Consider the following 10808-nt stretch of genomic DNA (forward strand, 5'->3'; position numbering starts at 1 on the left):
CCCCCGAAGACCCACCGCCAGCCCAGCGCGTCGGCGACGAGGGCGGCCAGCGCCGGGCCGAACAACGCCGGCAGCACCCACGCGGCGGCGAAGCTGGCGAAGACCGCGGGGCGCAGGACGGCTGGGAAGACGATCCCCACCAGGACGTAGAGCCCGACGGTCAGCGCCCCGCCGCCCAGGCCCTGGAGGACCCGACCAGCGAGCAGGACCTCCATCGTCGGGGCGGCCGCGCAGACCAGCAGGCCGGCCGAGAAGAGCACCATCGCGACGACCAGCGGCAGGGCCGGCCCGCGCCGGTCGCTCCACCTCCCCGCGGCGACCGTGCCCAGGACACCGCAGGCCAGCGGCGCGGCGAAGGTCAGCGCGTAGAGGGACTCCCCGTCCAGGGCCCGCGCCACCGTCGGCATGATCGTCGTCACTGCCATCGCCTCGAACGCCACGAAGGCGATGAGCGCGAACATGCCGATCGTGGTGGCGGCGTACGCCGGTCCCAGCAGCCGCCCGCGCGGCGCCCGGCCCGTGGTGCCCTCGCCCGTCGTCCCCGTCACGGTCGTCACGATCGCAGACGACCCGGCCGCGCGTGCACCCGAGATCGCGCCGACGTGACCCGTACGACGGAATAGTCACGCCGCGGGCGCGTTGCCCTGTGGTGACCTTCCCAGCTCTCTCCGTCCTTGACCTCGTGCCCGTCCGCAGCGACCAGGCGACCGGGGACGCGCTCGCCGCGTCGCGGTCGCTGGCCCGGACGGCCGACGCCGCGGGATACACGCGCTACTGGGTGGCCGAGCACCACAACATGCCGGCCGTGGCGGCCACCAACCCGCCCGTGCTCATCGCCATGCTGGCCGCGGCGACCGAGCGGATCCGGGTGGGGTCGGGCGGGGTGATGCTGCCCAACCACGAGCCGCTGGTCGTGGCCGAGCAGTTCGCGCTCCTCGAGGCGGCCTACCCCGGACGCATCGACCTCGGCATCGGCCGGGCCCCGGGGACGGACCCGCTGACCCGCTACGTCCTGCGCGGGGGCTCGTCGGCCGCCGCCGACGAGGCGGTCACCCGCTTCCCGGAGTACGTCGACGACATCATCACCCTCATGCACCCCGACGGGGTCGAGATGTCCGTGGGCGGCCGGCGCCAGCCGTTGCGCGCCACCCCGCGCGCCGCCTCCGTGCCGACGGTGTGGCTGCTCGGGTCGTCGGACTACTCGGCCCGACTGGCGGCGTCGCGGGGACTGCCGTACGTCTTCGCGCACCACTTCGCCGGCCAGGGCACGGCGGAGGCCATCGAGCTGTACCGCTCGTCGTACCAGCCCTCGGAGCAGCACCCGGAGCCGCGCACGCTCCTCACCGTCAATGCCGCCGTGGCGCAGACGGCCGAGGAGGCCCGCCGCCTCGCGCTGCCGCAGGTGCTGCAGATGGTCGCCCTGCGGACCGGGGCCCCGCTCACCGCGCAGCGCCTGGTCGAGGAGGCCGAGACCACCCCGGTGCCCGAGGCGCACCGGAGCATGGTCGAGGCGATGCTGCAGCGCTGGGTCGTCGACGAGCCGGGCGTGGCCCGTCGCCGGGTCGAGGAGCTGGCCCTGGAGTTCGGCGTCGACGAGGTGATGGTGCACCCGGTGACCAGCGCCTTCGCCGGCACCGCCGCCTCCGTGTCGCCGGCCCGCGAGGAGACGCTCCGCCTGCTGGCCGGGTGACACACCCGCGCCCTTCCTGCGGTTAGTCTAGTGGACAACTAGACATATCGATGGAAGGGCGACCCATGACGCAGGAGTTCCTCTGGTACATCCCCAACCAGGTCGAGCCCGGGCACCGGGGCGACGATGCGGGGGAGGGCCACAACAGCCTCGACCGGCTCGTGGAGCTGGCGACGCTGGTGGAGGACCACGGGTGGGGTGGCGCACTGCTCGGCACCGGGTGGGGCAGGCCCGACACCTTCACCGTGGGCACCGCGCTGGCGGCCCGGACGACGACCTTCCAGCCGTTGGTGGCGATCCGACCCGGCTACTGGCGTCCGGCCAACTTCGCCTCGGCGGCGAGCACCCTCGACGAGCTGTCGGGGGGCCGACTGCTGGTCAACATCGTCTCCGGGCAGGACTCCCTGGCGGCGTACGGCGACACGGAGGGCGACCAGGCGCAGCGCTACGCGCGGACCCGCGAGTTCATGCACCTCCTCCGGCGGCTGTGGACCGAGGAGGACGTGACCTTCGAGGGCGAGCACTTCTCGGTGACCGGGTCGACCGTGGCCACCCGCCCGGTGGTTCGCGCGGACCGGCGACACCCGCGGCTCTACTTCGGCGGCGCGTCGGAGGCGGCGCAGCGGGTCGCCGCGGCCGAGGCCGACGTACAGCTCTTCTGGGGCGAGCCGCTGGAGGGCGTCGCCGAGCGGGTCACGCACCTGCGTGAGCTCAGCGAGCAGGTGGACCGCCAGCACGCACCGCTCGAGTTCGGGCTGCGGATCACCACGCTGGTCCGGGACACCACCGACGAGGCCTGGGCCGACGCCGAGGCCAAGGTGGCGCAGATGGCGGCCGGCGTCGGGGTCACCCCGGTCGACCAGCGTCGCAGCGGTGCGGTGGGGCAGCAGCGGCTGCTCGACCTCGCCGGGCGCGGCGACGTGCTCGACGACTGCCTCTACACCGCTCCGGGACGGTACGGCGGGGGCGGTGCCGGAACCACGTGGCTGGTGGGGTCGGCGGGCGACGTGGCCAAGGCGCTGCGCAGGTACCAGGACCTGGGCGTCACCCACTTCATCCTCTCCGACACGCCGTACCGCGAGGAGATCGTCCGGGTGGGTGACCAGCTGCTGCCCCTCGTGCGCTGAGCCCGGGGCTCGGGGTCAGTGCCGCTCCTCCAGCCCGACGGCGTCACGGAGCTTCTCCTGGGCGGCCTCCTCGCTGCGGCGCCCGGCGTTCTCGAGGAGCACCAGCAGCAGCAGCGAGAGGATCGACGACCCGGTGGTTGGCCGCGTCGACGAACCTCTCGAAGGGGTTGGGCCCCTCGCCCTGGCGGCGGTCCTCGGYGGCGTCGTTTCGCTCCATGGGCGGAGGCGGGCGCGTCCCCGAGTAGGGTGCCGGGCATGACGAACTGGGAGTACCAGGTGGCGCCGATCCCGCTCCACAACGAAGCCCTCATGCTCAACAACTTCGGCCAGGACGGCTGGGAGCTGGTGGCCATCCACACCAACGCCCAGGGCGGGCTGGTCGCCTTCCTCAAGCGTCCGAAGGCCGCGTGATGGGCGCCGAGGCGCGCCTGGCCGAGCTGGGCATCACCGTCCCCGAGGTGGTCCCGCCGGTCGCGGCCTACCAACCGACCGCCCGCACCGGGAACCTCGTGTTCACCGCCGGCCAGCTGCCGGCCCGCGACGGCGAGATGATCGCCATCGGCAAGCTGGGCGGTGAGGTCAGCGAGGAGCAGGGCTACGAGTGCGCCCGGCAGTGCGCGCTCAACGCGCTCGCGGCGGTCAGGGCGGAGATCGGCTCGCTCGACGACGTGGTCCGGATCGTCAAGGCCGTCGTGTTCGTCGCCTCGACGCCGGACTTCACCGCGCAGCCCAAGGTCGCCAACGGCGCCTCCGAGCTGCTCGGCGAGGTCTTCGGCGAGGCCGGCAAGCACGCGCGCTCCGCGGTCGGCGTACCGGTCCTGCCGCTCGACGTCCCCGTCGAGGTGGAGCTGATCGTCGAGATCAAGTCCTGACCTTGGACCGGATCCCGCTGCCCCAGGCCCTCGTCGACCAGGCGCGTGCCTTCGAGACCGGCGCGGCCGTCCCCGCCGCGCCCCGGCACGCGGCGACGGTGGTGCTGCTCCGCGAGGGCGCGCGCGACGACGCGGTCGGCCCCGAGGTCTACCTGCTGCGGCGGCAGACCTCGATGGCCTTCGCCGGGGGGATGTGCGTGTTCCCCGGCGGCGGGGTCGACCCGCGGGACCACGACGCGAGCGTGGCCTGGGCCGGACCCTCGCCCCAGGAGTGGGCGCGGCGCCTGGCCTGCGACGAGTCGTTGGCCCGGGCGCTGGTCTGCGCCGCGGTGCGGGAGACCTTCGAGGAGTCCGGGGTGCTCCTCGCCGGCCCGTCGCAGGACACGGTCGTCTCCGACACGACCGGTGACGACTGGGAGGCCGACCGCGTCGCGCTCGAGACGCGCGAGCTGTCGATGACCGACTTCCTCGTACGCCGCGGGCTCGTGCTGCGCACCGACCTGCTCGGCGCCTGGGCCGGCTGGCTGACACCGGTCTTCGAGCCCCGCCGCTACGAGACGTGGTTCTTCGTCGCCGTGCTGCCCGAGGGCCAGGTGACGCGCGACGTCTCGACCGAGTCGTCGTCGGTGCACTGGACCCCGGCCATCGCGGCAGTGGAGGCGGTGGAGTCGCGCGAGATCCTGATGCTGCCCCCGACCTACCTGACCTGCCTCGACGTGGCGCAGCACGCGACCCCCGACGACGTGCTGGCCGCGGCCGAGGGGCGGATCGTCGACATGTTCACGCCGCAGGTCGTCTCGTCGGGGGAGGACTTCGTGCTGTCGATGCCCGAGCGCTACCGGCCGCTGGTGGCCGGCCGGTGAGCTGGACCGGGGGGTCCTACGGGGCGTCGGCCACCTGCGTGCTGGCGCCGAACGCCAGCATGATGACCCTCGACGGCACCAACACGTGGGTGCTCTCGTCGGGCGGACGGTCGCTCGTGGTCGACCCCGGCCCGGAGATCGAGGCGCACCTCGACCTGGTCTCGGCCACCGGGGAGGACGTCGTCGGCGTCCTGCTCACCCACCACCACGCCGACCACTCCGAGGCGGCCCGGACCTTCGCCGAGCGGCACGGGTGCGGCGTCCGCGCCCTCGACCCGGCGTACCGGCTGGGGTCCGAGGGACTCGGCCACGGTGACGTGGTGACCGTCGGCGACCTCGAGGTGCACGTCGTGGCCACCCCGGGCCACACGGCCGACTCGCTGTCCTTCGTGGTCCCGTCGGAGTCGGCGGTGCTCACCGGGGACACCGTGCTCGGTCGCGGGACCACCGTCGTCGCACACCCCGACGGGGAGCTCGGCGCCTACCTCGACTCCCTCGACCGCCTGCGCGCGCTGTGCGCGGAGCAGGGCATCGCGTCCGTGTGGCCGGGCCACGGCCCGGTGATCGACGACGCCCTGGGCGTGCTCGACTTCTACGTCGCCCACCGCAGGGAGCGTCTCGGGCAGGTGCGCGATGCCGTCGCGCTGCTGCGCTCCGGCGGGCTGGCCGACGCCGTCACGCTGCCGCGTCAGGTCGTCGAGATCGTGTACGCCGACGTCGACCCGGTCCTGTGGGGCGCCGCCGAGCTCTCGGTGCGAGCGCAGCTCGCCCATCTCGCGCGCTGAGCCCTCGACTCCTCGCGAGGGTCGTCCTAGCGTGGCGACCATGACCGACGACGCCGTCTCCACCCTGTCCGTGGCCCTCGACCAGGCCGGCGAGCTGCTGGCCGGCGTACGAGCCGACGACCTCGACCGTCCCACCCCGTGCACGGACTGGTCCGTCCGCGAGCTCGGTGGTCACCTGGCGTCCTCGCCGGGTCGGTTCCTGGCCTCGGCCCGGGGTGAGTCGGTCGACTTCGGTGCGCCGTCGGAGGTCGCCGAGGGCCAGTGGGCCACCCGGTTCCGGGCGGACGCCGCGGCCCTGCTCGAGCACTGGCAGGCGCAGCCGGAGGACGCGAGGGGTGGCGTCGACTTCACCACCGCCGAGCTGGCGGTGCACGCCTGGGACCTCGCGCAGGCGATCGACCCGGGTCGCCCGCTCGACCCGACGGTCGCCGAGCGCGCGCTCGCGGCGATGCAGCAGGGGCTGACCCCGGAGAACCGGGCCGGGGTCTTCGGCCCGGCCGTGGACCTCGCCGACGACGCGCCCGTCCACGACCGGCTCGCCGCCTGGGCGGGGCGTGACCCGCGCTGAGCGAGCGTCAGCCGAGTCGTCGCTCGCGTCGCCACACGACGTACGCCGTCAGCAGGACGGCGAGACCGGCGATCGCGGTGCCGCCCCACCGGACCCCGTCTGGCACGCCCACGTCGTACGACGCGAAGTCGTGGGTCAGCTGCTGGCTGGACGTACCGTCGAGGTCGGGGATCAGGTCGACGGCCACGCTCATCGGGATTCCGTCGGGGAGGTCGCGCACGAGGATCCGGTAGGTCCACTCCGACTTCGGGCGGTCCGGCGAGGTGAAGAGCACCAGGTGCCGTCCCGCGACGTAGCTGCCTGCGGGGGCGTCGACCTCGGCCACCAGCAGGTCGCCGGCGGCCCAGCCCACGGGGGTGACCGCTGCGCCGTCGGGGTAGAGGTCGGCGGGGAGGTCCCGAAGCAGGTCGTCGCCGTCGGCACTCGCGAACGGCACTGCCCGCACGGCGGATGCGTCCTCCGGGTAGGTCGCGCTGATGCCCTTGCCCGGAGCGACGACGCCGGTGAGTGGCGACCTTCTGCTGTCGCCGGTCGTGGGGTCGACGGTCCAGCTGATCGCGTCGGGAGGGTGGGTGGCGCTGGTCCGTCTCGTCGCCCGACCGAAGACGTCGACAGCGATCTGGCCGTCGGCCGTCCACGAGATGGCGAGCGGCATGCCGGTGCCGGGCGGTCGGTCGACGAGATCCGTCTCGCCGGTGGTCAGGTCGACCACGCAGTAGAACCCGACCGCGATGGACGTGACGCCGCGTACGCGCTCGACGGACTCCCCCACCGGGTAGACCAGGCGATCCCCGTCGGGGGACAGAGCGAGCCACGGGCCGCGGAACCAGGTCCGGGCGTCCTTCCTCGGCAGCACGGGGGCGCCCGGCAGGTCGACGGGGCGGGTCTCGCCCGTCGTGGCACTCACCAAGAAGGGCTGCCCGAACTCGTCGACGTAGGCCACCGAGGCGCGGCCGAAGGCGAGGTCGGTGAGGACGGGCCCCTCGGGCTCGACGATCCGGCTCGGGATCGCCCCGTCCGGTACGACGTCCCCCGCCGGCGCGACGGCCGCAGGTCGTCCGGTCACGAGGGTGGCGAGCCCTCCGACGAGCAGCACCACGACCAGCACGAGACCGCTCCGGACCAGCCGGTCGCGCCGGCGCAGGCCCCGCCCGCGGTCCCACAGCTCCGGGTGCGGCGAGGGGCGCGGCGCGTCGTCCGCAAGCTCCTCGAGGGCGGACTGCAACGGGTTCACGACTCCACCCCCACCAGGTCGGCCAGCTCGGGCGCGAGGACCCGCAGGCGGCCGAGCGCCTGCCGGGTCGAGGACTTCACGGTGCCGACCGTCACGCCGAGCACCGCGGCGGCCTGCGCCTCGGTGAGGTCCTCGAAGAAGCGCAGCACCAGCACGGCCCGCTGCTTCGGCGTCAGGCGGGCGAGGGCGTCGGTGACGGAGAGTCGCAGGTCCGGATCGGCGGCCGGCTGCGCGGCGTCGTACCCGGTCCAGGACGTCTCGGTGATGCGACGCCGTCGCCACAGCGAGATGTGCTGGTGGTGCATCGTGCGGCGGGCGTAGGCCTCGGGGGAGGTCGAGATGCGCTCCCAGTGCCGCGCGACCTGCATGAGTGYGTGCTGCACGAGGTCCTCCGCGAGGTGGTGGTCGCCGGTGAGCAGCCAGGCGGTGCGCAGCAGGGCGCCACTGCGCGCGGCGACGAACTCGTCGAACGCGACACGGTCCCGGTCGTTGCTGCCCCTCATGGCCACCCCCTTCACGCAGTACGACGCACGCGACCCGCCCCGCGGGGGTCACCGGTCCCGACCAATCTTCCGGGCGGGATCCTCAGGCGAGGACCCGCAGAACCGCGTCGACGTCCGAGGTCGAGTTGTAGAGGTGGAACGACACCCGCAGCCTGCCGGCGCGGACGGCGGCCCGGATCCCGGCGGCCGCCAGGAGCTCGGGCACGTCGGGAGGGCAGGGCACCGACACGATGGCCGAGTCCCCGGAGGGCAGGCCGAGGCCGTTGCGGAAGCCGTTGGCCAGCGCGACGTCGTGGGCGTGGATGCGCTGGATGCCGACCTCGAGGAGCAGGTCGAGCGCGGGTGCGTGGCCGACCCAGCAGCCCCAGGCCGGGGAGAGGTCGAAGCGCCGGGCGTCCTCGGCCAGTCGCAGCGGCGGCCCGTAGATGGAGTCCCACCGGGAACCGCCGGCGTACCAGCCCGCGGCCAGGGCGGGGACCTCGTCGCGCAGCGCGGGACCGACGGCGAAGAAGCAGGTGCCGCGCGGACCCAGCAGCCACTTGTAGCCGCCGCCCACCACGTAGTCGGCGCGCAGCCGCTCCAACGGCAGCCAGCCCGCCGCCTGGGTGACGTCGACGAGCGTGCGGGCGCCGTGACGGGCGGCGGCCTCGGCCAGCCCGGGGAGGTCGAGGACCCGGCCGTCCGCGGACTGCACCGCGGAGACGGCGACGAGGTCGACCTCGTCGGTGATGGCGTCCAGCAGGCCGTCCAGCGGCACGAGGCGTACGTCGAGTCCCGGCGTGCGCAGGAAGGGGAACAGCACCGAGGTGAAGTCCTCCTCGGCGGCGAGCACCACCGCGCCCGCGGGGAGCGAGGCGGCTACCAGCCCGACGAACTGGGATGTCTGGCTGCCGGTGGCCACGTCGTCGGGGGACCGCCCGACCATGGTGGCGAACGCGGCCCGGCCACGCTCGACGTACGCATCGACCGAGACGGCGTCGACCTCACCGGCGGCGCGGGCGTCCTCGAAGGCGCGCATCGCCTCGACGCTGCGACGTGGGGCGAGGCCGAGGGTGGCCGAGTTGAGGAAGACCCCCGCAGGAGCGAACTCCTCGGGGGCCAGGCTCATGACGACAGGTGCGGTGCGGGGCCGGCGGCGGTCAGCGCGCCCGGCGCGAGAGGCGCTCGACGTCCATGATCACGACCGAGCGCGGCTCGAGCCGCAGCCAGCCGCGCGAGGCGAAGTCGGCGAGCGCCTTGTTGACCGTCTCGCGGGAGGCGCCGACCAGCTGGGCGAGCTCCTCCTGGGTGAGGTCGTGGTGCACGTGCACGCCGTCGTCGGCGGTGCGGCCGAAGCGGTCGGCGAGGTCGAGCAGCGCCTTGGCGACCCGGCCGGGGACGTCGGAGAAGACGAGGTCGGCGACGACGTCGTTGGACTTGCGCAGCCGGGCGGCGAGCTGGGAGAGCAGGCCGCGGGCGACGATCGGGCGACCGTCGAGCCAGCGCAGCAGGTCTTCGTGGGACAGCGACGCGAACGACGCGTCGGTGACCGCGGTGACGGTGGCCGAGCGGGGGCCCGGGTCGAAGAGCGAGAGCTCGCCGAACATCTGGCCGGGGCCCATGATCGCGAGGAGGTTCTCGCGGCCGTCGGAGGACGAGCGGCCGAGCTTGACCTTGCCGTCGAGCACGACGTAGAGCTTGTCGCCCGAGTCGCCCTCGTGGAAGAGCACGTCGCCACGGCGGAGCTTGGTCTCGGCCATCGAGCCGCGCAGTGCGGTCGCCGCCTCGTCGTCGAGCGCGCTGAACAGCGGTGCCTGACGAAGTACGTCGTTGTCCACGAAGGTCCCTCCCGTGGTTACGGCCGCCCGAGGGCCGCCCTGATGATTGCTGCCTGATCCTAGCCGTGGTCTGCATCACAGGTGACAACGACGCCACCGCGGGGACCGACGAGATCGCGCCCGGCACCGGCCCTCTCGCGGCTGCAGCGGTGTCGGAGGTGGGTCGTAGGCTGTCCGCGTGCCAGCCCGCGCCTCGACCGCCACCCCCGTTCCCCGGCCCGACACGGCCCTGGTGCGGCGTGCGCGCAAGGTCGACCGGGTGCTGGCCGAGACCTACCCCGACGCCCGCTGCGAGCTCGACTTCGACACCCCCTTCGAGCTGCTTGTCGTCACGGTGCTGAGCGCCCAGACCACCGACCGACGCGTCAACGCCGTCCGCCCCACCCTCTTCGCCGCCTACCCCGACGCGACCGCGATGGCCGCCGCATCGCGCGAGCACCTCGAGCAGATCGTCGGCCCGCTCGGTTTCTTCCGGGCCAAGACCGACGCGCTGCTCAAGCTCAGCCAGGCGCTCGTCGAGCGCTACGACGGGCAGGTCCCCGGCCGCCTCGACGACCTCGTCACGCTCCCCGGGGTGGGCCGCAAGACGGCCAACGTCGTGCTCGGCAACGCCTTCGACGTCCCCGGCATCACCGTCGACACCCACGTCGGCCGGCTGGTCCGACGCTTCGGGTGGACCGACGAGACCGACCCGGTCAAGGTCGAGCACGCGGTCGCTGCGCTCTTTCCCCCGCGCGACTGGACGATGCTGTCGCACCACCTCATCTGGCACGGTCGGCGTCGCTGCCATGCCAAGAAGCCCGCCTGCGGCGCCTGCCCGATCGCGCGCCTGTGCCCGTCGTACGGGACCGGCCCGATCGACGCGGCCGAGGCGGAGAAGCTGGTCAAGACCCAGGGGCCCGCGTGATCCGCACCCTCGCCGCAGCGCTGGCGCTGGTCCTGCCCCTCGCGCTCGGCTCCTGCTCCTCCGACAGCGCCGAGCGACCCACGACGATGCCCGACGTGACCCTCGCCGGCTTCGACGGTGGCCGGGCGGTCGACCTCGCCGACCTCCGCGGCCCGATGGTGGTCAACCTGTGGGCCTCCTACTGCGCGCCCTGCCGCGAGGAGATGCCCGCGCTCCAGCAGTTCCACGAGCGGTACGGCGACCAGGTGGCCGTGCTGGGCATCGACTACCAGGACGCCCAGCCTGGCCGGGCTGCCGAGCTGGTGGAGCGGAGCGGAGTCACCTACGACCTGGTGTCCGACCCCGACGGCACCGTCAACGGACAGGGTGCCTTCCCCAGCCTGCGCGGCCTGCCCTTCTGGGCCTTCGTCGACGCGGACGGCACGGTCACCCACCTCGAGGC

At 73.8% G+C, this 10808-nt stretch carries 14 protein-coding genes; 9 read left to right on the forward strand and 5 right to left on the reverse strand.

Annotated elements, in window-relative coordinates:
- On the reverse strand, nucleotides 1–557 hold a 557-nt coding region (locus ACXJKL_RS05835), incomplete at its 3' end, for an MFS transporter (protein ID WP_457206119.1).
- A 92-nt stretch (nucleotides 558–649) separates the two neighbouring features.
- Between ACXJKL_RS05835 and ACXJKL_RS05840 the strand changes: the two genes are divergently transcribed.
- From ACXJKL_RS05840 to ACXJKL_RS05870, 7 genes are all read left to right on the forward strand, one after another.
- Nucleotides 650–1690: an LLM class flavin-dependent oxidoreductase gene (locus ACXJKL_RS05840; protein WP_457206120.1), complete on the forward strand. Its 1041-nt coding sequence runs from the start codon at nucleotides 650–652 to the stop codon at nucleotides 1688–1690.
- A 65-nt stretch (nucleotides 1691–1755) separates the two neighbouring features.
- A complete protein-coding gene (locus ACXJKL_RS05845) occupies nucleotides 1756–2817 on the forward strand; it encodes an LLM class flavin-dependent oxidoreductase (protein WP_457206121.1) in 1062 nt (353 codons plus the stop codon).
- Between the two features lie 255 nt (nucleotides 2818–3072).
- Nucleotides 3073–3228 carry a hypothetical protein gene (locus ACXJKL_RS05850; RefSeq protein ID WP_457206122.1) on the forward strand — a complete coding sequence of 52 codons (156 nt, stop codon included), beginning with the start codon at nucleotides 3073–3075 and terminating at the stop codon, nucleotides 3226–3228.
- The gene (locus tag ACXJKL_RS05855; RefSeq protein ID WP_457206123.1) at nucleotides 3228–3689 is read left to right on the forward strand and encodes a RidA family protein; all 462 of its coding nucleotides are present in this window, start codon (nucleotides 3228–3230) and stop codon (nucleotides 3687–3689) included. Before ACXJKL_RS05850 ends, ACXJKL_RS05855 begins: the two co-directional genes overlap by 1 nt.
- Nucleotides 3690–3691: 2 nt before the next feature.
- Nucleotides 3692–4552, forward strand: a complete 861-nt coding sequence (locus ACXJKL_RS05860) for an NUDIX hydrolase (protein ID WP_457206124.1) — start codon at nucleotides 3692–3694, stop codon at nucleotides 4550–4552.
- Complete coding sequence (locus tag ACXJKL_RS05865; RefSeq protein ID WP_457206125.1) at nucleotides 4549–5337, forward strand: MBL fold metallo-hydrolase; 789 nt, start codon at nucleotides 4549–4551, stop codon at nucleotides 5335–5337. The genes ACXJKL_RS05860 and ACXJKL_RS05865 overlap by 4 nt, the downstream gene beginning before the upstream one ends.
- Before the next feature lie 40 nt (nucleotides 5338–5377).
- Nucleotides 5378–5905, forward strand: coding sequence for a TIGR03086 family metal-binding protein (locus tag ACXJKL_RS05870; RefSeq protein ID WP_457206126.1), 528 nt, complete (start codon nucleotides 5378–5380; stop codon nucleotides 5903–5905).
- A 7-nt stretch (nucleotides 5906–5912) separates the two neighbouring features.
- Here the strand turns inward: ACXJKL_RS05870 and ACXJKL_RS05875 are convergent, their stop codons facing one another.
- The 4 genes from ACXJKL_RS05875 to ACXJKL_RS05890 form a co-directional block, all read right to left on the reverse strand.
- Complete coding sequence (locus ACXJKL_RS05875; RefSeq protein ID WP_457206127.1) at nucleotides 5913–7139, reverse strand: hypothetical protein; 1227 nt, start codon at nucleotides 7137–7139, stop codon at nucleotides 5913–5915.
- Nucleotides 7136–7642: a SigE family RNA polymerase sigma factor gene (locus tag ACXJKL_RS05880; RefSeq protein WP_457206128.1), complete on the reverse strand. Its 507-nt coding sequence runs from the start codon at nucleotides 7640–7642 to the stop codon at nucleotides 7136–7138. The genes ACXJKL_RS05875 and ACXJKL_RS05880 overlap by 4 nt, the downstream gene beginning before the upstream one ends.
- 82 nt (nucleotides 7643–7724) lie before the next feature.
- Nucleotides 7725–8750, reverse strand: a complete 1026-nt coding sequence (locus ACXJKL_RS05885; RefSeq protein WP_457206129.1) for an aminotransferase class V-fold PLP-dependent enzyme — start codon at nucleotides 8748–8750, stop codon at nucleotides 7725–7727.
- A gap of 31 nt (nucleotides 8751–8781) precedes the next feature.
- Nucleotides 8782–9459, reverse strand: a complete 678-nt coding sequence (locus ACXJKL_RS05890; RefSeq protein ID WP_457206130.1) for a Crp/Fnr family transcriptional regulator — start codon at nucleotides 9457–9459, stop codon at nucleotides 8782–8784.
- 178 nt (nucleotides 9460–9637) lie between these two features.
- Here ACXJKL_RS05890 and nth point away from each other — a divergent pair, with 178 nt between their 5' ends.
- Nucleotides 9638–10366 (forward strand): endonuclease III, encoded by a 729-nt coding sequence (nth, locus tag ACXJKL_RS05895; protein WP_457206131.1) that lies wholly within the window; start codon nucleotides 9638–9640, stop codon nucleotides 10364–10366.
- Nucleotides 10363–10808 (forward strand): TlpA family protein disulfide reductase (locus tag ACXJKL_RS05900; protein ID WP_457206132.1); only part of this gene is annotated, 446 nt, incomplete at its 3' end. The genes nth and ACXJKL_RS05900, both read left to right, overlap by 4 nt.

The organism is Nocardioides sp. P5_C9_2, from assembly GCF_054049555.1.